The following is a 20,806-nucleotide window of genomic DNA, read 5'->3' as shown; positions in this document are numbered from 1 at the left end:
TTGTAAGCTTAGTATATCACTTTCCAAAAATAAAGAAAATATTTAGTCGATATTTCTCAAAGAATACAAAAATGACTAACAAAACTGTTAGCCATTGGTCTGTGGAGTATTCAAATTCGTAATAATTGCTAAAACTGTTAAAATATGTCCAAGCTTTGTATCAGAAATAGCTCTCACTGTTTCTCTAAACTCATTGTTACTTTGATTATATGTGAGTTTACGATATTCAAGATAAGAACTGATTTCAAGTTTCAATATTTCATTTAATACTGCCCTGTATCCTCCCTGTAAATTAATCTCTGGGACCATTGGATCAAAGTTAACACCATATTCTAACTTATAAAAATAATTCAAGTAATTGGCATTTGTTTCAGCATTTTGAGCAAAAGCCAATAATGCATTTTTTTCTTCCTGTGATGAAGCTAAAGCTGCTGCTCGACGATAAAGTTGAGCTAAAAATTTTTCTGTATAAATATAAGATTGAAGTTGTTCACGCATGTTTTACACCTCAATTTAACATATGTCAATAATCCATAAATGTGAAAAAAGATTTGTTTATTTCAACAAATCTTTAACAACTTCACTGGCAATTAAAAGTCCCGCACTAGAGGGTACAAAAGCTGTACTTCCTGGAATAGTTCTTTTATGGGTTATTTCATCTGATGCAAAAGGTTTCATTGGTAATTCTTGAGAATAAACAACTTTTAAGTGTTTGACACGACGTTTCTTCAATTCTCTACGCATCACCTTAGCAAGTGGACAAACAGATGTTTTATAAATATCACTAACTTGTAATAATGCTGGATTCATTTTATTTCCTGTTCCCATTGAACTGATCAAAGGTATCTTTTGGTCACAACGAACAGCTAATTCTATTTTAGAAGTGATTGTATCTATGGCATCAACCACATAATCATATTGTGATAAATCAATTTGATTAGCTGTTTCAGGTAAATAAAACATATCCAATGTTGTCACGTCACACTCAGGATGAATTGATAATATTCTTTTTTTCATCACATCAACTTTCTTTTGACCAATGGTTTCCTGTGTTGCGATAATTTGACGATTTAAATTCGACAAAGAAATAACATCATTATCCACAATCGTGATATGTCCAATACCACTTCTCACCAGTGCTTCAACAACATATCCACCAACACCACCAACACCAAATACAATGACATGAGCCTGATTTAACTTTTGGATATTATCTTCTCCTACTAATAATTCAAATCTTGAAAACATTTTATTCTCCTTTGTCATAATCATCTAAAAAATGATGTCTTCCTGATTCATCGCTATATGAAATAATGGTTGCCAAATTCACATTTTCTACACTTTTAAAAACATTCTTTTTCACATTAGGATTCATTGTTTCTAAATATTTTAATAAGTTTTTCATTTCTTCTCGTTTAGAAGTATGATGCACTTCTCCTAATTCTTCCATTTCTTCAGTAAAACGACAGGCACATTGAATAAAAGATAAATCATTATATTTACACCAATTGATAATATCTTTTTCTTCTATTAAATACATCGGTCTAATTAATTCCATTCCTTCAAAGTTTGTACTATGTAGTTTAGGCATCATCGTTTGTATTTGTGAACCATAAAACATTCCCATAAGAATTGTTTCAATGACATCATCAAAATGATGTCCTAATGCGATTTTATTGCATCCTAATTCTTTGGCTTTCGCATATAAAAAACCACGTCGCATTCTTGCACATAAATAGCAAGGAGATTTCTCAATATTTGTGACAACCTTGAAAATATCTGATTCAAAAAACTGAACAGGTATTCCCATAATTTTTGCGTTCTCTTCAATTTTTTTACGATTTTTCTCATTATATCCTGGATCCATTGATAAGAAAACCAATCCAAAATCAAACTGTCCATGACGTTTAATTTCCTGTAGTAACTTAGCCATTAACATAGAATCTTTTCCCCCAGAAATGCATACTGCAATATTATCACCTGGTTGAATAAGATCATATGTCTGAATAGCCTTCACAAATTTTCTCCATATTGGTTTTCGATATTTCTTTATAATACTTTGTTCAATCTGTTTTGTTCTATCCATGTATTTCTCCTTTAATTTCACACATCCAAACTATATCAAACATCTTATCATTTGACAATTTTTATTTATTTTTATTGTCACAAACTGGTAACGTTCCTTCTGGAATCCAATCTTTATAAGAAGATTCATAAAGTGCATCAGATTTTTCCTTAGCCAAACGTTGTTCACTAGCAAAATCCAAGTCCATTGTATCACCAAAGAATTGAAGTGTCATAGCATAAAAATCATCAGGAGATATACGCGTTATAATCGCACCTATGCATCTTACATTTTGATATCCTGCATCTCTATATTTTTCTCTTGCGTCTTCTACATTCTTTTTTATATATTGGTTGAATTTCACCAGTCAATTGATGATCAACAGTTCAATCTTCTAATCCAAGTGTTTTAAATGGAATGTTAGCCTTTTTTTAAATAGGGCGTTATCAGAGGAATTAATAAAATGGGTAAAAAATGTGTATAAACTGATTTTGTTTGTGTTATATTCTCAAATGTAATCATTGTTTCACCTCTTTATTCTTTATATATTATATTTTGAAAATAATCAAATAAAAATGATTAAAGCATACGCTCTAATCACTTTTATTCTTTTCCATCCCAACAATAAGTACATAACTTACAAGGTTCAATACCAATAGATTCAATCAAATCATCTAAACGATGATATCTTAAAGATGTGAATTTTAATCTCTTACAGATTTCATCTAACATTTGTTGATATTTTTCACTATCAGGATTTGCATATTCAGCTAATATTTCATCAGTGACATCACCTTGTTCTAAATCTTTAATCACACGACGTGTAATTAAATCTAATTCTGAATTAGAACGTGAGAAATTCAAGTATTTACATCCATATAAGATAGGTGGACAGGCTGGTCTCACATGAACTTCTTTAGCCCCAGATTGATATAAAAACTCTGTTGTTTCTCTTAATTGTGTTCCTCTGACAATAGAGTCATCAATTAATAATAAACTCTTATTTTTAATTAATTCTTTTACAGGAATGAGTTTCATTTTTGCGATTAAATTTCTTTGACCTTGACTTTGTGGCATGAATGAACGTGGCCAAGTTGGTGTATATTTAATAAATGGTCTTGCAAATGGGATACCAGATTCATTAGCGTAACCAATCGCATGTGCCAATCCTGAATCAGGAACTCCAGCGACACTATCAGGCTCAACTGTTCCTTGATCACGTTTCGCTAACATACTTCCACAATCATAGCGCATCTTTTCAACATTCACACCTTCATATGTTGAAGTTGGATATCCATAATAAACCCATAAGAATGAACAAATTTTCATTTGATCGTTTGGTTTAACTTTTTGTGTAAATCCATGAGGATAAATAAAACCAATTTCTCCTGATCCTAAATCTTTATAATGATGATAACCAAGATTTAAGAAAGCAGAACTTTCAAAAGTGACACAATAAGCATCATCTTTTCTTCCAATAATCACAGGTGTTCTTCCTAATTTATCTCTGGCACAATAAATCCCTTCATTCGTCATTACCAATATACTCATTGATCCTTTGACTAATTTTTGAGCATGTTGAATTCCTTCCACAATTGACTCTTTTTGATTAATTAATGCAGCCACCATTTCTGTTGGATTGATTTCTCCCCCGCTCATTTCCAAGAAATGTGTCTTCCCCTGTTCAAAGCACAATGTTCTTAATTCATCTAAATTATTAATTCTTCCAACTGTTGTAATCGCAAATGATCCTAAATGCGAATTCACCAACAATGGCTGTGCCTCACTATCAGAAATACATCCAATTCCAATATTTCCAGCAAATTCTTCAACATCTTTTTCAAACTTTGTTCTAAAAGGTGAATTTTCTATATTATGGATAGAACGTTGAAAACCATCCTTTCCATAAACGGCCATACCACCTCTTCTTGTTCCTAAATGTGAATGATAATCTACTCCAAAAAACAAATCCATGACACAATCATTTTGTGACGCTACCCCAAAAAAACCACTCATACTGTTCCTATCTCCTTTGTCTATAATTTACACACCTATTCTAATCAATTTCATAAAAAAAGTCTACAAACTTTTTATTATTTTACGACTTTTTTATCGCAACTAAAAAATAGTCATTTTTTTCATGACTATTTTGATAAAAAGATTCGACTACGTTTTTCTAATTCTTGAATAAACTCCTGCTTTTTAACTGGTGAAATCAAGACTTCACTATTTCCATTTCTCCCCTTTTGCGCTTTATATATGATATCAAGACGATCAAGTGATAAACACAGGAACTCAGTGGATTATGCGTTTCTTTAAAAGAACGGATATCATAGTATGGAATATCTTCATGAAAGAAATAACCACATCTCACTTCCAAATAATCATCATGAAACTCATAATATGTCCAAAAAGTACATATCACAAATAAAACATCAATAGGAATGAAAATGATTAATGTTAACCACATACCCCAATCATCTAATCGCCATGTGACTGGCTTTAGTAACATATAATTGCACCAAACAATAACAGCGATAGCTATCATCCACATTATACCTATCTTTGAACGATAACGTTTCATATACCCTCCTTAAAAATAAGCATCTATTCCATCAGCAATACCCTGTGCACATTTTGTTTGAAAAGCATCATCATTTAAAAGTTGATCTTCTGTTGGATTCGTAATAAATCCCATTTCAATATAAATAGCTGGGACTTCACTCCAATTTAATCCAGACAAATCATTACGATAAGATACTCCACGACTTTTAATTCCTGTCTTGGCACAATAAGAGCTAATCACATTTTGAGCTAGTCTTGATGAAGCACTATAAATAGATGAACAATAAGGATTATCACTTGCAGGTGCAATCGTATGTGCTCCTCTAGCACTTGATCCAGCTCCATCACAATGTAAATGGATAACTGCTGCAGCATTATTGTTGTTACCAATCATAGCACGCTCTTTATTAGAAATATTAACACCTTGACTTGTTCTTGTCATAATGACAGTATAGCCTCTACTTTGTAATTCATTTCTTAATTTGAGACCAATTTCCAATGTTGTCTGTGATTCAGGAATACCTGTTGATGTTCCTGTTGCTCCACCAGCAACTTTTGCTTTCTTTGTTGATGCTCCTGGACCAATAGGTTCTAAAGAGCTGTTCCCCTGTCCCTGATGTCCCGGATCAATCACAATCACTTTATTATTGGGTGAAGCGACATATTGTTTTGATGAAGATGAAGAAGATGAGGTTGTTGATGATGAACTTTGAGGTTTTATTACTTCTTCTTTAACTTCCTCTTTTACTGTCACTTTCAATGTTTTTTCAGCTTTGTTTTGATTTTTATCGACTGCTTTCAAAACAACTTTATATGTTCCAGCCTCCTTTGTATTGACATTACTTTCATATGTATAGTAGTTATTTTGATCATCTTTAACTTTATCTTGGCTGACATATGTTAAATCGCCATCTACTTTATCCCTCACCGATTCAATATATTTTTTCATATCAAATTGATCACCATAATCAAGTGTTACAGACTCTTTTGTCAATTTAATTTCTGGCAACTGTGTATCCTTCACTTCTATTTCATGTGAAAATGTTTTACTTAATTCACCTTTAGAAACTTTATATTCTAAAGTCTGCTTTCCTATTGTCATTGTATCTATTTGAGGAGCTGATAATTGTCCACTTTGTTTAGCAACCAATTCCTCTGCCTGACAGTTAGTCCCATATTCTATAACTGTCTGATCTGTAAAAGTCAGTTGAATAGAATCTAATATTTTTTGTTTTTGATCATTTTGATACCAGATATATCCACCAATTCCTCCTGCAACGACAATCACAATGGATAAAATCAATATGATCCATTTCTTTTTCGTCATAATACCTTCTCCCTTCAGTATATTCATTTTATCATCTTTCCGATATAAAAAAAAGAGAGATGGATTATCTCTCAAAATCTTGTACAACACGTTTTAAATCCTCTCGAATTGGTAATTGTTGTGGACACATTCTTTCACATGCTCCACATTGCTGACAATGACTGGCCTTAGCCTGATCTTCCATTTTCTCATATTTTCCTTTAAATAATTTTTCATCATCATAAACAAAACAATTATTCCAATATCTAAAGTTAGCAGGTATATCAACACCAAAAGGACAAGGCATACAGTATCCACAACCTGTACATCCATTTCTTGTACGAGCATGTAATGTATCTGCAACTTTTTGAACGATATTCATTTCTTCATCATTTAAATTCTGATAATCTTCAAAAGTTTTTAAATTATCTTCAACCTGTGATAATGTTGACATCCCACTTAAGATGACTTTTACACCAGGCAAAGTTCCTACATATCTTAATGCCCAAGATGCTAAAGTTCTGTTTGCATCATAATCCTTAAACATTTGTGTCACATCTTGTGGTAAAGTAGCCAAACTTCCACCCTTAATAGGCTCCATAACAACAATAGGTACTCCTAATTGGTTGGCTAAATCAACACCCTTTTGTCCAGCTTGAATATTCATATCCATATAATTTAACTGTAACTGACAAAAATCCCAATCATGAGCTTTTAATATTTTTTCAAAAACAGGATATTCATCATGGAAACTAAATCCTAAATATTTAATTTTTCCTTCCTGTCTTAATTGTTCACATAATTCAATAATATGATATTCTAATACTTTTTCCCATTTCTTTTCATCTAAAGCGTGCAACAAATAAAAATCCACATATTCCACATCTAATCTTTGTAGTTGTGATTCAAAGATTTCTCTGGCTTCCTGTTGACTATTGACATTCCAGATTGGCAATTTTGTCGCTAATGTATATTGATGTCTATCATATTTTTTCAAGACTTTCCCAACAAATGGTTCACTATCTCCATTATGATATGGATATGCTGTATCAATATAAGTGACTCCATTTGCAATCGCCATGTCTAACATCTGTTCAGCTTCTTTTTCTTCAATATTCCCATTTTCATCTAAAGGAAAACGCATGCATCCAAAACCTAGTAACGATGATTCAATCCCTAATTTTTCAAACTTCCTTTTTTCCATCCTATTTCACCTCTATGATTATCATACTACTTTTTTATCAAAACATATAGCTTTAGATTTTATTTTTTTATATGCCATATATATTTTCAAAATAAAGTTAACACTTTATAATCAATATCAATCTATTAAATATGAGGAGAAACTTTATGATGATACGTCTTGCTCGTCTAGAAGATTTATCTATGCTTGTGCAAATATGTAATGAGTGTTATCCGCCTGAAGAAAGAATATCAGAAATTGAATACAAACACAGATGAGAAACATATCCTCAACACTTTTGGATTATGGAAGAGCAAAAAGAAATCCTTGCTTTTATCAACGGTCCTGTGACTGATCATTCTCGCATTCAGGATGTTATGTTTCATGATCCTCGTATTCATAATGAAAATGGAAAGTGGCAAGCTATTTTAGGTGTCAATACATCATTAAAGCACCAAAATCATGATTATGCTTCAAAGCTGATGTATCAGCTGATTGAGGATGCAAGAAAACAAAATCGCAAAGGTTGTATTTTAACTTGTAAAGAGGAACTCATTCATTATTATGAAAAGTTTGGATTTATGAATCTTGGTCTATCTCAATCAACACTTGCGAATGAAACTTGGTATGATATGGTTTTATATTTTGAAAAAAAAGATTCTAGATGAGATACTAGAATCCTTTTTCATAAATACCTGCATTTTGACAGTATATAACAACTGATAAGCCATAACATACAACAAAGAATATAGCAATGACACCTACACTTAATATATTGACTGATAACAGATCTGTCTGCATCATATTTGCCAATGCATGCACTGAAAAATAAGAAGAAAGACTCATAAGTAAAAATGGGACAATATATGTCAATAACAATTCTTTTTGCACACCTGCTTTTAATGTTTTTGTACTAATCCCTATTTTTCTTAGAACACGATAACGTTCTTTTTCTTCAAAAGCATCATTATAAAGTTTCATAAAAATGATACTTCCACTCGCAAAAATAAAGACCATAAACATAAAGATACAAACAGGATAAAGCATTTGAATCCATTGATTAGAATCATTTTGAGGATCAATTTTAATGAGACCTACACAATCCTGATGTTGTTGAATATCATCAACAGATGCATTTAACATTTTGGTATTTTCAATTTTATAATTATAGACATATAAAGATGCTCCTGCAGATTTCAATCTTCCATATTCTTCATCACTGACACAATAGAAAGAAACCTGTTCCTGTAAATACCCTAAATATGGTACTGTTGTTCTTTGAATTGTATCATAGACTTGATTTTGTATCTGTACATCTTCTAATTCATCCGTTGTAATTAATGAAAGGATATATTGATGAGCTAAATCAATCACTTCATCATTTTGTGGCTGTTTAAGTTCAAATGCCTGATGAGAATCCTGGGCTAATTTTTTGAGTTGAGAATAAGGAATCAAAGCAAATGTATTCTTTTGATGTGTTGTACTGGCATAACTTCCTTCAATCTGCAACATTTCAATATAGGAACTATACTGCACATCATTATGTTCTTCTATCACTTGCATAAATTCATTTTGGAGATTAGCCTGTTGAGAAAAAATCTGATACGTATAGACATTTTCAAAATCATGTATCATCTGACAACGTTCATGCATAGCTACACCTGTAGCTAATGCTGTGAGGGCACATATCATTAATACTGTCACAATCGCATAAGTACGATAATTTTTCTTCATACGAAAGATAATCTGATTGATCCATAAAGTTCTTTGTTTCTTGTATAGAAATCTTTTATTGGAAGCCAATGTCTGATAAATCAATGGAATGAAACCACCAAAGAGCAAATAGACACCAATGATGACCAAAATAACTGCTAATAAGGCATTAGCCATTGTTTCCATGCCACCTTCTTTAATCGCATAATAATATCCTAAAACCAGAATGATAATTCCAAGTATGGCTTTTAAAAAGAGAATCACTTTATTTTGTTTCACATATTCATTTTGACGATTAGCACTGACCATATCTAAAACACTGCTTCTTACTAAATTGATATATCCTTTGAAAACAAAAATCATATAAACAATAAAGTAAATCAAACTGCTCCATAAAATGGCTGACAATGAAATTTCAAAAGAAAGATTGACTTCGATATCAGAAATCGTTACTAAAGTCATTGTAAACAACTGAGATATTAAAATGCCAAAACCGATTCCCATAGCCAAAGCAACAAGACCAATCAGCATTGTTTCCAACATATAAAGTTTTCCAATTCTCTGATTTGTGAGTCCCATAAAAACATAGACACCAATTTCTTTTTTACGTTTGGTTAAAAAAACGTTTGTAGCATACCAGATAAAGAAAAACATAAAACAGCTTAAAACAACAATCACACATTGAATGACAATCTTTATATTTTGACTATTTATTTTTCCTAATGATTCCATAATAGAAGAATCCATAAGATTAAAGAAATTAAAAATAATAAGAACTGTAAAAGCTAATGATATAATCAGTGAAACATAGTTTTTAAAACTTGCTTTGAAGTTCATGATGGATAATTTGGCTAAGCTCATGAAAAATCACTTCCCATAGACACTTGCATATCAATGATACGATCATAAAATTCTTTACGAGAATCTCCTCGCGTTAAACGACATTTCATCATACCATCACTTAAAATATAGACATCTTTAGCATACGAAGCACTTAAAGCATCATGTGTCACCATTAAGATAGTGGCTTTTCCTTCATCATTGACCATTTTAAGACGTTCCAGTAAATCACGACTTGATTTTGAATCGAGAGCGCCCGTTGGTTCATCTGCAAATATGATTTCAGGTTCACTGATTAATGCACGACAAGTGGCTCCTCTTTGTTTTTGTCCGCCTGATAATTGGTAAGGATATTTCTTTAAATGCTCCTTTAATCCAAAAACCTGTGCTAAAGCCTGGCATTTTGATATACATTCCTGAGAAGAAACACCATTTAATGATAATGGCAAGGAAATATTATCTTGTAAAGTCATTGTATCCAACAAATTATAATCTTGAAAAATAAAACCAATCTTATCTCTTCGTATCTGAGATAATTCTTTATTTTTTAACTTTGTAACATCTTTACCATCCAATAGAACTGTTCCTTGTGTCGGTTTATCAATCGTTGATAAAATATTCAACAACGTTGTCTTTCCACTTCCACTCGGTCCCATAATCGCAATAAAATCATTTTCATAAATGGTTAAATCAATACCTTTTAAGACTCTTGTTTGAAAACCTCTTGTTCCATAGTTTTTGACTAATCCTTTGATTTCAACAACTTTTTTCTTATCCATAAATCATTCCTCCTAACACTTTCCATTTTAAGATATCATTGATGAGAAATCCTTACATCTTGATAACAATATCTATTTATATCTTACATTGACTGAAAGGTTAGCGATAAAAATAATCTCTTTGATCCTGAAATGTTATATGAACACGGGTAAACTCTTGAAAAGCACTATCTACTTCAATAGAATGTCCTAATTGAGAAATGACTTTTTCCACCATATATAATCCCATTCCAGTAGATTTATATTGTCCATTATGATGATTTTGACCAGTAAATCCTTTTTCAAAAATTCTAGGCAAATCTTGTGATTGAATACCTTCTCCATTGTCTTCAATATATAAATCTATCTGCTCTTCATGATGTTCACTCCAGATTTTTAATTGAGGTGACTCTTTGGCATATTTAATGGCATTGTTGATAATCTGATCCAAGACATAGATGAGCCATGTTTTATCACTATATATCTGTAAATTCTCTACATTTACATCCATTTCAAAATGCTTATTAATCAAAAAGAATTGATTATTCTTGATGGATTGATAAACACTGTCTTTTAATGAAACAGGTTTAATGTATATATCATGAATCTGACTTTGAATACGACTCACTACCATGATTTGATTCAGATACTGGTTCATTTTTTCTAACTGTTCCTGCATATTTTGTTTTTGTTGATAATCTGTATTTTTCTGATTGATCAATAAACTAGCTGATAATGGAATTTTAATTTCATGGCACCATTTCGTCATATAATCCTGTAAATCATTATTGACTTGATATATTTCATCTAGCTGCTTTTGAAGAACATGAACATCGTGATAAGCAATATCAATATTATCAAAATGATCAAACTCAAAACAAATGACTTCTGTTGATTTTAAATAATCCTTTTTCTTATCTAAACGTTTTTTTTCATGCATAAAGTCTAAAAAAATGAAAGAAAGAAGACATACCCCTACAACAACATCAAAATAAATCAGATATTGTGTATTAGCTCCAGGAACAAGATAAATAAAATAGAGATTATACGCCAATATAATCAAGGTTATGACAAGGATATAGCGACTATATTTTCGTAAATAAATCATGATATATAATATCCCTGTCCTTTCTTTGTACAAATAATATCCTGATGACATTCATCTTTTAATTTTGTACGCAATCTGGAAATAAGCACTGTTAAAGAATTATCTGAAATAAATTCATCAGTATTCCACAACGCTTCCATTAATGCCTGTCTTGTGACTATGGCTCCTTGAGATTCTAATAAAAGACAAACTATCTGACTTTCTGATTTTGTCAGATGAATCTCATGTTCATGATAAAACAAGCTGCCCTTTGTTTTATCATAATAAATATCGGCATTGATTCTCATTTGATCTTTAACTTTATATTGATATGTTCTTCTTAAAATAGCTTCAATCTTAGCCTTCAACAATTCCAAATGAAATGGCTTATCGACATAATCATCCCCACCTTGAAGAATGGCTCTGATTTTATCATGATCATCATTACGACTGCTTATAAAAATTAAAGGAACTTGTGATGTATTTCTAATTTGTGTACACCAGTAAAAACCATCATAATATGGTAAATTAATATCCATTAAAATAAGATGAGGTTTATAATTATAAAAATCTTCAACAATATTTTCAAAATGTGTTGCGATAACAGCATAATATCCCCATCTCATCAAAAAATCTTTTATTTCTCTAGCAAGTGTTTCATCATCTTCTACAATCATGATGTGCATTTTTTCCATTTCCATCACCTCTTAAAAATATTATATATTTTTCAAATCTTCACGAAAAGAAAAAAGCACAACATTACAAAAATGTAACATTATGCTAAGTCTATTCATATATCTTCTTGGCTATCAATATTGAAAATATAATAAGTTTCCTTTATCATGAATTTTCATTATATTTCAATAAAACATTAATATTTAATGCCACAAGATATGTGTGATGATTCTCATCTTTAAATGTTATATATTGGTCAGTGTCATAGCCACTTAAAGCTGTTGTTTTTTGTAACTTGACATCTTGATTCAAGAAAACTTTCGCAAAAGTCTTTGCTGTTTCTTTGGCTTGTTGTTCACTTGTCATACGTGTTGGTAATGTATCTAAAAAACCATATTCCTTATTAACAAATTGAACCAATTGACCATCCTGATAAGCAAAATCCAAGCGTAAAGTAGGGTTATTTTGATCATTGCCAATTGTGATAATATCATCTATTTCATAAACCACTTTTTTATTTGTTAACTCCTGATATATCTCTTCAGGCATTGTCTGTTTTATCCCATCCATAAGCTGCTTTTTTTCAGCTTCTACAACTTTTTGTTTGTCATCTTGTTTTATGGATTGACTATTTTTTAACTGATCATTTTGAATTGTTTGTGTACACCCACTTAAACAAACAACAAGTAATACTAACAATAATTTTTTCATTTTTTTATTCTCCCATCTTTTATACACTATGATTATAAGTCTTTGATGTGGATAATATATGAAAAAACTGTTAATCAGTTTAGAAATGAACAGTTTCTTTTTCTAATAATTACCAATTGTGGCTACCATGACAGCTTTAATTGTATGCATTCTATTTTCAGCTTCATCAAAAACAACAGATTGTGATGATCTGAAAACTTCATCTTCAACTTCTCTAATATCAATTCCCTGTTCATGCTTAGCCTTAGCGACTTCTGTTTCAAAGTCATGAAATGATGGTAAACAATGCATAAAAAGTGTAGACTCTTTTCCCGTTTTTTTCATCATTTCTGTTGTCACTTTATAAGGTGATAACATTTTGACTCTTGGTTCATATAAAGCTTCATCTTCTCCCATGCTAACCCAAATATCTGTATAAATGACATCAGCATCTTTCACCGCTTCATCAACATTATCTAAAACCTCAATTTTTCCACCTGATTTTTGTGCTTCCTGTTGACAATACGCTAAAACTTCAGGATCAATTTGTAAATCTTTGGGTCCTAAACATACAAAATGCATTCCCATTTTCATTGCACCATACATCAGCCCATAACAAACATTATTTCTAATATCTCCTGTAAAAACAAATTTGACTTCTTCTAATGGTTTATTTAAATGTTCTTCAATAGTCATAAAATCAGCCAATGTCTGAGTTGGATGATCAACATCCGTTAATCCATTCCATACAGGGACACCTGAGTATTTGGCTAAATCTTCAACAGTCTTTTGTTCAAATCCTCTAAATTCTATACCATCATACATTCTTCCTAAAACTTTCGCTGTGTCTTCTAAAGATTCTTTTTTCCCCATTTGTGAATTGCTTAAAAAAGTCACATGTCCACCTTCATCTAAAGTGGCAACTTCAAAGGCACAACGTGTACGTGTTGATGTTTTTTCAAATAATAAGACTACATTTTTTCCTTTTAATGCTGTTCCAACTCTTCCATTTTTCTTTGCTTTTTTTAAACGATGTGCCATATCTAATAAATAACGAATTTCTTCTTTAGAATAATCTTTTAATGTTAAAAAGCTTCTATTTTTTAAATTGACCATATAATCCTCCTATCTTGTAAACATTGTTCCAATACCATCTTTAGATAACATTTCAATTAAAATAGAATGAGGAATACGACCATCAATAATCACTGCTTTTTTCACATTTTCGCGAATGGCCCTCACACAACATTCTACTTTAGGAATCATACCACCACTAATAATCCCTTTATCTGTTAATCCTTTCACTTCATAGACATGAACCAAAGGAATCAATGTTGATTCATCATCTTTATCCATTAATAATCCTGGTATATCACTCACCAAAATCATATTCTCTGCTTGGATTTGGGCTGCAATTTCAGCAGCTGCAGTATCAGCATTAATATTATAAGTCTGTCCTGTTTCATCAGTCCCCACACTTGAAACAACTGGAATATAGCCTTTATCTAATAAATCTATAATGATATGAGCATTAATTTTGACAATATCCCCTACATATCCCAAATCATCTTGAGATTCATGTTTTTTCGCAACTATCAGCTGATTATCAATACCACTGATTCCTACTGCATTACCACCTTTTTGCATAATTAATTTTACAAGATCTTTATTTGTTTTACCAGCTAAAACCATTTGCACAACATTCATTGTTTCATCATCCGTATATCTTAAACCATGAATAAACTGAGATTCAATATTCATCTTCTTTAATGTCTGATTAATTTCTGGTCCACCACCATGTACCAGAATGACTTTAATCCCAATTTCTGATAATAACACGACATCCTGAATCACATTCATCTTTAATTCTTCATTAATCATGGCATTGCCACCATATTTAATCACAACAACTTTATCATGATATTTTTGAATATATGGTAATGCCTGAGATAAAATTTCTGCTTTAATCACTGCGTTTTGATTCATAATTATTCCCCTTTATGTGCGATAATCGCCGTTAATTTTGACATAGTCATAAGTTAAATCACATCCCCAGGCAGTTGCCTGATCATCTCCATCATGTAAATCTATGATTATTTCTATCTCATCTTCACTTAAGATCTGAGCAGCTTCTTCCTCACTAAAAGGATATCCACCACCATTTTGACAAACACAAATTTTCCCCTTTTTACTTTTAAAATCAACATCAATTTTTTGAATATCATAATCAGCATCACTATAACCAATAGCACATAAGATACGTCCCCAATTTGCATCTTCACCAAACATAGCAGCTTTCAAAAGTGAACTTGTAATAACAGATTTAGCAACAATCTTTGCATCCTTTTTTGTCTTTGCATGTAAAACGTTACAAGTTAAAAGTTTTGTTGCTCCTTCACCATCTTTCGCAATCGCTTGAGATAAACATGTACAAATATACATCAATGCTTTTTTAAAGCACTGATAGTTTTCATCCTTTTGTGTAATTTCATTATTTTGAGCTAGACCATTACACATTAATGTCAACATATCATTAGTAGAAGTATCCCCATCAACACTCACCATATTAAATGTATCATCAACAACTTCATGAATAACCTCATTTAACATGTCTTTAGAAATAGCAACATCACTTGTCACAAAAGCTAACATTGTTGCCATATTGGGATGAATCATCCCGCTTCCCTTTGCGATTGCTCCAATATGACAAGTCTTGCCATTAAGTTCAAATTCAACCGCATATTCTTTTTTCACAGTATCTGTTGTCATAATACCTTCACAGGCATCCTGACTTCCCTTCGTTGATAAAGCATTGATTAAATCTGACATATGATTTTGAAAAGGTGTCAGACTTAAAGGCTGGCCAATGACTCCTGTTGAAGCCACAACAATGTCATTTGCATCAATATGAAGTTCATTTCCACATAATTGACAAATTTGATCTGCTATTTCAATGCCATTAGGATTACATGTATTGGCATTGCCACTATTACAGATAATAGCCTGTGCTTCATGATTTTGTAAGTGTTGTTGTGTGACATAAATAGGTGCTCCTTTCACCTTATTTTGAGTATATGTGCTGGCACAATGACTCATAACATCACTGACAATTAAAGCTAAATCTTTTTTATTTTTATTTTTTCTAATACCACAGTGTATTCCTGCCGCCTGAAAACCAATAGGTGCACACACACCTCCATCTATATCTTTGAACATATTTTTCCCCCTTAAAATGATGCTGGTACCATCATTAATCCTTCTTTTTCATCAAAACCATACATCAAATTCATATTTTGGATAGCTTGTCCAGCTGCCCCTTTCACCATATTATCTATTGTTGAAACAACAATCAGCTGATGATATCTCTCATCATAATGTAAAGATATATCACAGAAGTTAGAGTATTGAACAAATTTTAAATCAGCCACTTGTCCTTTTGGCAAAACTCTTACAAAATACTCATCCTGATAAGTCTTTTGATAGATATCATAAACATCATCAAAATCAACATTATCTTTTAATGGAACATATATTGTTGAAATAATCCCACGATTAACAGGTAATAGATGTGGTGTAAACATGACATGAACAGCCTGATGAGCCATCTTTGATAATTCCTGTTCAATTTCAGGTGTATGACGATGACTTGCTATTTTATATGGATGAAATGATTCATTACATTTAGGAAAATGGGTATCTTCTGTTAAAGACTTTCCAGCTCCTGTTGTTCCAGATTTAGAATCAATGATAATCTTTTCATCTTTATGCATATGATTTTTTAATAATGGATATAACCCTAAAGTAATGGATGTTGGATAACATCCTGGATTTCCGATAATTGATGCCTGTTTAATCTGTTCACGATTGACTTCACTTAAACCATAAACCTGTTTTTCATGTAATTGTGGATATTGATAATCATGTTGATACCATTGTTGATAATCTTTTTCTTGATCCAAACGAAAATCTGCACCTAAATCTATAAACTTCTTTCCTTGTTCATCACATTGTTTAGCATATTTTTCACTGAGACCATGAGGCAATGATGCAAAAATCATATCAGCTTTTTCAATGACTTCCTGATCATTCGTGAATGTCATATCAAAGACTCCATAAAATGATGGATATAAATGTGAAATCATCTTTCCTTCATAACTTTGAGAGCTGATTGCCACAATTTCAACATGTGGATGATTCAACAACAAACGATATAACTCTGCCCCAGCATATCCACTGGCACCGATAATTCCTACTTTAACCATGATTCAACGCCTCCAATTGTTTTTCCATTCTTTTGATTGCTTTTTGGCATGTTTGAGGAGCAGGACCTCCATCAACAAGTCTATTTTCAACACAGGTTAAAAGTGATATAGCCTGATAAACATCTTTTTCAAAAACTTCATCAAAAGATTTATAGATATCAAGTGGAAGAGTTTCAAGAACTTCATCATGATCAATGCAATAAGCAACAAGCTCTCCTGTTGTTTTGTAAGCATCTCTAAAAGCTTTTCCTTTTTTCACAAGATAATCTGCACAATCCGTTGCATTAATAAATCCTTTAGCTGCACATTCTTGCATACGTTGTTTATTCACTTTCATTGTGTTGATCATATCACTAAAGACTGGTAAACATAATTTCACCTGATCAATCGCATCAAATAAAGTTTCCTTATCTTCCTGCATGTCCTTATTATAAGCAAGCGGTAAACCTTTCATCATTGTCAGTAATGTAGAAACATCATTGATGACTCTGGCACTTTTTCCTCTGACCAGTTCAGCAATATCTGGATTTTTCTTTTGTGGCATGATGCTTGATCCTGTCGCATAAGCATCATCCAGTTCAATATATTTGAATTCCCATGAACACCATAAAATGATTTCTTCACTTAAACGTGATAAATGCATCATAATCATAGCCAAATCATTGGCTAGTTCAATTGCATAATCACGATCACTGACACCATCTAATGAGTTATACATAATATCATTCATACGAAGTTCCTGTGCTACAAAATGACGATCAATAGGATATGTTGTCGTCGCTAATGCCCCACTACCTAATGGTGAAACATTGAGTCGTTTCATGCAGTCATCCAATCTTGTATAATCACGATAAAACATTTCAACATAAGCCATTAAATGATGGGCAAATGTTATGGGTTGAGCACGTTGCAAATGTGTATAGCCACACATAATGGTATGTGTATGCCCTTTAGCCTGATTGATAAGCACTTGCATCAATTCTATCAACATACTCTGAATATCTTTGATTTCATCACGTGTATATAACCTTAAATCTAAAGCCACCTGATCATTGCGTGATCTGGCAGTATGAAGTTTTTTACCACTTTCTGGATATCGCTTTGTGAGTTCTGCTTCAATAAACATATGAATGTCTTCAGCATGAGGATCAAATAACAAATCGCCATTTTCTAATTCACATAATATGTCATCCAATCCTTTTAATATTTCAGTTAAATTCTGCCTAGAAATAATGCCTTGTTTTGCGAGCATTTTAGCATGTGCCTGACTTCCCATAATATCATGTTTATACATTCTTGCATCAAATGATATGGATGAATTAAAAGCATTCACATTAGCATTGATTTCTTTTTTAAATCTCCCTGCCCATAACGCCATATTTTCAACTCCTATTTCTTTCTTTGTTGGTCTAATAAAGCTTTCACCTTAATAGGTAAACCATATAAATTAATAAATCCTTGAGAATCCATTTGATTATAATCTTCATCTTCTCCAAATGAGGCTGTCTGTTCACTATATAAAGTATCTGGTGAAGTCATACCAGCTCCCATAATATTTCCTTTATATAGTTTTAATTTCACCTCTCCATTGACTGTCTTTTGTGTTTCATCAATAAAAGCAAGTAATGCTTTTGTTAGTGGTGTATACCATTGACCGTTATATAAAATATCTGCTAGCTTTTGAGAAACCTGATATTTGAAATGTTGTGTTTCTTTATCAATTGTGATTTCTTCCAAATCAGCATGTGCTTTATAAAGAATTGTTCCACCTGGTGTTTCATAAACACCTCTTGATTTCATACCAACTAATCTGTTTTCAACCATATCAATGATGCCAATACCATTTTCTCCACCAATTTTGTTTAAAGCAGTAATCAAATCAATACCATTCATTTTTTCACCATTTAAAGCAACTGGAATTCCTTTTTCAAAAGTAATTGTAATATATGTTGGCTTGTCTGGTGCTTTTTCTGGTGTGACACCTAATTCAAGAATCTTGTCATACATAGGTTCATTAGCAGGATTTTCAAGATCCAATCCTTCATGTGATAAATGCCATAAGTTTTTATCTTTAGAATAATTTGTTTCCTTATTGATTTTTAAAGGAATATTTCTCGCTTGGGCATACTCAATTTCATCTTCTCTACTCTTTAATTCCCATACTCTCCATGGTGCAATAATATCTAATTCTGGAGCAAAAGCTTTGATTGTGAGTTCAAATCTGACTTGATCATTTCCTTTACCTGTACAACCATGACAAATGGCATCTGCACCTTCTTTTTTGGCAATCTCTACTAATTTTTTCGCAATGATCGGTCTTGCTAGAGAAGTTCCTAGTAAATATTTTCCTTCATAAACAGCATTGGCTTTGATAGCTGGGAAAATAAAATCATTCACAAACTCTTCCTTGCAATCAGCACAATAATATTTAGATGCTCCTGTAGCTAAAGCTTTTTCTTCTAATCCTTCAAGTTCATCTCCTTGACCAACATCCCCAGCTACGGCAATCACTTCACAACCATAATTTTCTTTTAACCATGCAATAATAATTGATGTATCTAATCCCCCTGAGTAAGCTAATACGACTTTTTTATATTGTTTCTTTTCCATTGTTCATTCTCCTTTTCATTATTTTGTATTTCTCTTTTATTATATTTATTCATTCTTTCTATCAATCGCCGCAATTCAATCACCCTCTCTATAAACAAAAAACCTCTGGATTTCTCCAGAGGTGCATATACACGGTACCACTCTAGTTGTTAGAAAAACTAACCACTCTATCCCTTAACGCAGGTTACGTTCCATTATACTCTCATTTCCAATGGACTCTCACAGGTGCGTTTCATTCCTTTCCACTTAGTAGTCTTCCACTCTGTACTACCTCGCTTGAAGCGTTCAAGAAATTACTCTTCCTGATCAACGATTTTTTAAATATGCGTTTATGATACATGGATGTTTTTATTTTGTCAATAAAAATTTTTATTTTTTCAAAATTTATTAATTATTTTTATGGAATTTCAAATTTATATATAACTTTTTTTCTAATAAAATACTTTAAAATCTTTCATTATAACGAATGATAATAAAACTTCCTATACATATTTTCTCTTAGATCTTGTTATAAAATAAAATAAACAATCAACACCATAATGATAATCAAAAAAATGCCTACACCTATAAATATCATAGCCAGAATTGACTGATGTTCAGGTATTTTTTCAATAAAAGCCATTTTAGGTTTCATTGGATGATAATAAACAGCCATATTTGATCCTAATGGCCACATATTCTGTGCATCACTTTTTCCCATTCTGCCACCTGCAATGGATAAACAATCATTTTTTGTTACTCGTACATATGGTTCTCCATCTCTTCTCCAACTTTTCGTGATATAACCACGGAAAGTTCTGACTTTCTTATAAGTTTCTCCAAGCACATGATATTCAACAACTGGCACAATCACTCCATTTCCCCTATAACAATAATCTACAACAATTCCATGTGTCATTTCTTGACAAAGTTTCACCTTTCTTTTTTGCCATAATATGATGAATATTCCAACAAAAGTAAATATCAATCCTAATCCAGCAATGATAAGAAAGACAAGCATGATGATCTGTTCATCTGTCATGATATAAGCCCCCTTTTCTTTATTAAATACC

The 20,806-nt window shown here is 31.8% G+C and carries 21 protein-coding genes, 1 pseudogene and 1 other annotated feature; of the genes and pseudogenes, 1 reads left to right on the top strand and 21 read right to left on the bottom strand.

Annotated elements, in window-relative coordinates; genetic code table 11:
• Positions 1 to 87: 87 nt before the first annotated feature.
• The 9 genes from ACESR5_RS07920 to ACESR5_RS07880 all read right to left on the bottom strand — a co-directional run bounded on the left by ACESR5_RS07920 (position 88) and on the right by ACESR5_RS07880 (position 7,140).
• Complete coding sequence (locus ACESR5_RS07920; protein ID WP_087243703.1) at positions 88 to 498, bottom strand: hypothetical protein; 411 nt, start codon at positions 496 to 498, stop codon at positions 88 to 90.
• A 57-nt stretch (positions 499 to 555) separates the two neighbouring features.
• The gene (locus tag ACESR5_RS07915; protein WP_087304596.1) at positions 556 to 1,248 is read right to left on the bottom strand and encodes a ThiF family adenylyltransferase; all 693 of its coding nucleotides are present in this window, start codon (positions 1,246 to 1,248) and stop codon (positions 556 to 558) included.
• A gap of 1 nt (position 1,249) precedes the next feature.
• Positions 1,250 to 2,086, bottom strand: coding sequence for an ATP-binding protein (locus ACESR5_RS07910; protein ID WP_087243701.1), 837 nt, complete (start codon positions 2,084 to 2,086; stop codon positions 1,250 to 1,252).
• Between the two features lie 61 nt (positions 2,087 to 2,147).
• Positions 2,148 to 2,429, bottom strand: coding sequence for a hypothetical protein (locus tag ACESR5_RS07905; protein WP_373154998.1), 282 nt, complete (start codon positions 2,427 to 2,429; stop codon positions 2,148 to 2,150).
• 239 nt (positions 2,430 to 2,668) lie between these two features.
• Positions 2,669 to 4,081 carry an amidophosphoribosyltransferase gene (locus tag ACESR5_RS07900; protein ID WP_087297756.1) on the bottom strand — a complete coding sequence of 471 codons (1,413 nt, stop codon included), beginning with the start codon at positions 4,079 to 4,081 and terminating at the stop codon, positions 2,669 to 2,671.
• Between the two features lie 128 nt (positions 4,082 to 4,209).
• Positions 4,210 to 4,326, bottom strand: a complete 117-nt coding sequence (locus ACESR5_RS07895; RefSeq protein WP_373155005.1) for a PH domain-containing protein — start codon at positions 4,324 to 4,326, stop codon at positions 4,210 to 4,212.
• On the bottom strand, positions 4,281 to 4,649 hold the full coding sequence (locus ACESR5_RS07890) for a PH domain-containing protein (protein WP_373154996.1): 369 nt from the start codon (positions 4,647 to 4,649) through the stop codon (positions 4,281 to 4,283). The genes ACESR5_RS07895 and ACESR5_RS07890 overlap by 46 nt, the downstream gene beginning before the upstream one ends.
• A gap of 9 nt (positions 4,650 to 4,658) precedes the next feature.
• A complete protein-coding gene (locus ACESR5_RS07885) occupies positions 4,659 to 5,957 on the bottom strand; it encodes an N-acetylmuramoyl-L-alanine amidase (protein WP_373154995.1) in 1,299 nt (432 codons plus the stop codon).
• Between the two features lie 64 nt (positions 5,958 to 6,021).
• Positions 6,022 to 7,140, bottom strand: a complete 1,119-nt coding sequence (locus ACESR5_RS07880; RefSeq protein ID WP_087243697.1) for an aldo/keto reductase — start codon at positions 7,138 to 7,140, stop codon at positions 6,022 to 6,024.
• A gap of 278 nt (positions 7,141 to 7,418) precedes the next feature.
• Between ACESR5_RS07880 and ACESR5_RS07875 the strand changes: the two are divergent.
• Positions 7,419 to 7,787: pseudogene (locus tag ACESR5_RS07875) on the top strand (GNAT family N-acetyltransferase); the annotation flags it as partial.
• Positions 7,788 to 7,791: 4 nt separating this feature from the next.
• Here the strand turns inward: ACESR5_RS07875 and ACESR5_RS07870 are convergent.
• The 12 genes from ACESR5_RS07870 to ACESR5_RS07815 all read right to left on the bottom strand — a co-directional run bounded on the left by ACESR5_RS07870 (position 7,792) and on the right by ACESR5_RS07815 (position 20,775).
• Complete coding sequence (locus ACESR5_RS07870; RefSeq protein ID WP_373154994.1) at positions 7,792 to 9,693, bottom strand: FtsX-like permease family protein; 1,902 nt, start codon at positions 9,691 to 9,693, stop codon at positions 7,792 to 7,794.
• Positions 9,690 to 10,451, bottom strand: a complete 762-nt coding sequence (locus tag ACESR5_RS07865) for an ABC transporter ATP-binding protein (protein ID WP_087243694.1) — start codon at positions 10,449 to 10,451, stop codon at positions 9,690 to 9,692. Before ACESR5_RS07865 ends, ACESR5_RS07870 begins: the two co-directional genes overlap by 4 nt.
• A 100-nt stretch (positions 10,452 to 10,551) precedes the next feature.
• Entirely contained in the window at positions 10,552 to 11,538 is a 987-nt protein-coding gene (locus ACESR5_RS07860; RefSeq protein WP_373154992.1) for a sensor histidine kinase, read from the bottom strand.
• The gene (locus ACESR5_RS07855) at positions 11,535 to 12,212 is read right to left on the bottom strand and encodes a response regulator transcription factor (RefSeq protein ID WP_224762493.1); all 678 of its coding nucleotides are present in this window, start codon (positions 12,210 to 12,212) and stop codon (positions 11,535 to 11,537) included. Before ACESR5_RS07855 ends, ACESR5_RS07860 begins: the two co-directional genes overlap by 4 nt.
• Positions 12,213 to 12,357: 145 nt before the next feature.
• Positions 12,358 to 12,903: a hypothetical protein gene (locus tag ACESR5_RS07850; protein ID WP_373154990.1), complete on the bottom strand. Its 546-nt coding sequence runs from the start codon at positions 12,901 to 12,903 to the stop codon at positions 12,358 to 12,360.
• A 102-nt stretch (positions 12,904 to 13,005) separates the two neighbouring features.
• The gene (gene argF, locus ACESR5_RS07845) at positions 13,006 to 13,998 is read right to left on the bottom strand and encodes an ornithine carbamoyltransferase (RefSeq protein ID WP_373154988.1); all 993 of its coding nucleotides are present in this window, start codon (positions 13,996 to 13,998) and stop codon (positions 13,006 to 13,008) included.
• 9 nt (positions 13,999 to 14,007) lie between these two features.
• Complete coding sequence (gene argB / locus ACESR5_RS07840; RefSeq protein WP_087243690.1) at positions 14,008 to 14,868, bottom strand: acetylglutamate kinase; 861 nt, start codon at positions 14,866 to 14,868, stop codon at positions 14,008 to 14,010.
• A gap of 12 nt (positions 14,869 to 14,880) precedes the next feature.
• The gene (argJ, locus tag ACESR5_RS07835) at positions 14,881 to 16,098 is read right to left on the bottom strand and encodes a bifunctional glutamate N-acetyltransferase/amino-acid acetyltransferase ArgJ (protein ID WP_373154986.1); all 1,218 of its coding nucleotides are present in this window, start codon (positions 16,096 to 16,098) and stop codon (positions 14,881 to 14,883) included.
• Between the two features lie 11 nt (positions 16,099 to 16,109).
• The gene (argC, locus tag ACESR5_RS07830; RefSeq protein ID WP_087297746.1) at positions 16,110 to 17,144 is read right to left on the bottom strand and encodes an N-acetyl-gamma-glutamyl-phosphate reductase; all 1,035 of its coding nucleotides are present in this window, start codon (positions 17,142 to 17,144) and stop codon (positions 16,110 to 16,112) included.
• Positions 17,137 to 18,522, bottom strand: a complete 1,386-nt coding sequence (gene argH, locus ACESR5_RS07825; protein ID WP_373154984.1) for an argininosuccinate lyase — start codon at positions 18,520 to 18,522, stop codon at positions 17,137 to 17,139. Before argH ends, argC begins: the two co-directional genes overlap by 8 nt.
• Before the next feature lie 11 nt (positions 18,523 to 18,533).
• A complete protein-coding gene (locus ACESR5_RS07820) occupies positions 18,534 to 19,754 on the bottom strand; it encodes an argininosuccinate synthase (protein WP_373154982.1) in 1,221 nt (406 codons plus the stop codon).
• A 114-nt stretch (positions 19,755 to 19,868) separates the two neighbouring features.
• Positions 19,869 to 20,073, bottom strand: a binding site (T-box leader).
• 189 nt (positions 20,074 to 20,262) lie between these two features.
• Positions 20,263 to 20,775: a hypothetical protein gene (locus tag ACESR5_RS07815; protein WP_373154980.1), complete on the bottom strand. Its 513-nt coding sequence runs from the start codon at positions 20,773 to 20,775 to the stop codon at positions 20,263 to 20,265.
• Positions 20,776 to 20,806: the final 31 nt, after the last annotated feature.

Origin of the sequence: Clostridium sp. AUH-JLR23, assembly GCF_964238065.1 — a bacterium.
Classification (GTDB): domain Bacteria; phylum Bacillota_I; class Bacilli_A; order Erysipelotrichales; family Coprobacillaceae; genus Allocoprobacillus; species Allocoprobacillus merdigallinarum.
The sequence above is the reverse complement of the archived record's forward strand: the minus strand, read 5'-3'. Positions and strand labels throughout refer to the sequence as shown.

What these genes read in the sequence shown, in the direction of transcription:
- ACESR5_RS07920 (WP_087243703.1), bottom strand. Translation starts at nt 498, where the DNA reads ATGCGTGAACAACTTCAATCTTATATTTATACAGAAAAATTTTTAGCT.
- ACESR5_RS07915 (WP_087304596.1), bottom strand. Translation starts at nt 1,248, where the DNA reads ATGTTTTCAAGATTTGAATTATTAGTAGGAGAAGATAATATCCAAAAG.
- ACESR5_RS07910 (WP_087243701.1), bottom strand. Translation starts at nt 2,086, where the DNA reads ATGGATAGAACAAAACAGATTGAACAAAGTATTATAAAGAAATATCGA.
- ACESR5_RS07900 (WP_087297756.1), bottom strand. Translation starts at nt 4,081, where the DNA reads ATGAGTGGTTTTTTTGGGGTAGCGTCACAAAATGATTGTGTCATGGAT.
- ACESR5_RS07890 (WP_373154996.1), bottom strand. Translation starts at nt 4,649, where the DNA reads ATGAAACGTTATCGTTCAAAGATAGGTATAATGTGGATGATAGCTATC.
- ACESR5_RS07885 (WP_373154995.1), bottom strand. Translation starts at nt 5,957, where the DNA reads ATGACGAAAAAGAAATGGATCATATTGATTTTATCCATTGTGATTGTC.
- ACESR5_RS07880 (WP_087243697.1), bottom strand. Translation starts at nt 7,140, where the DNA reads ATGGAAAAAAGGAAGTTTGAAAAATTAGGGATTGAATCATCGTTACTA.
- ACESR5_RS07870 (WP_373154994.1), bottom strand. Translation starts at nt 9,693, where the DNA reads ATGAGCTTAGCCAAATTATCCATCATGAACTTCAAAGCAAGTTTTAAA.
- ACESR5_RS07865 (WP_087243694.1), bottom strand. Translation starts at nt 10,451, where the DNA reads ATGGATAAGAAAAAAGTTGTTGAAATCAAAGGATTAGTCAAAAACTAT.
- ACESR5_RS07860 (WP_373154992.1), bottom strand. Translation starts at nt 11,538, where the DNA reads ATGATTTATTTACGAAAATATAGTCGCTATATCCTTGTCATAACCTTG.
- ACESR5_RS07855 (WP_224762493.1), bottom strand. Translation starts at nt 12,212, where the DNA reads ATGGAAAAAATGCACATCATGATTGTAGAAGATGATGAAACACTTGCT.
- ACESR5_RS07850 (WP_373154990.1), bottom strand. Translation starts at nt 12,903, where the DNA reads ATGAAAAAATTATTGTTAGTATTACTTGTTGTTTGTTTAAGTGGGTGT.
- argF (WP_373154988.1), bottom strand. Translation starts at nt 13,998, where the DNA reads ATGGTCAATTTAAAAAATAGAAGCTTTTTAACATTAAAAGATTATTCT.
- argB (WP_087243690.1), bottom strand. Translation starts at nt 14,868, where the DNA reads ATGAATCAAAACGCAGTGATTAAAGCAGAAATTTTATCTCAGGCATTA.
- argJ (WP_373154986.1), bottom strand. Translation starts at nt 16,098, where the DNA reads ATGTTCAAAGATATAGATGGAGGTGTGTGTGCACCTATTGGTTTTCAG.
- argC (WP_087297746.1), bottom strand. Translation starts at nt 17,144, where the DNA reads ATGGTTAAAGTAGGAATTATCGGTGCCAGTGGATATGCTGGGGCAGAG.
- argH (WP_373154984.1), bottom strand. Translation starts at nt 18,522, where the DNA reads ATGGCGTTATGGGCAGGGAGATTTAAAAAAGAAATCAATGCTAATGTG.
- ACESR5_RS07820 (WP_373154982.1), bottom strand. Translation starts at nt 19,754, where the DNA reads ATGGAAAAGAAACAATATAAAAAAGTCGTATTAGCTTACTCAGGGGGA.
- ACESR5_RS07815 (WP_373154980.1), bottom strand. Translation starts at nt 20,775, where the DNA reads ATGACAGATGAACAGATCATCATGCTTGTCTTTCTTATCATTGCTGGA.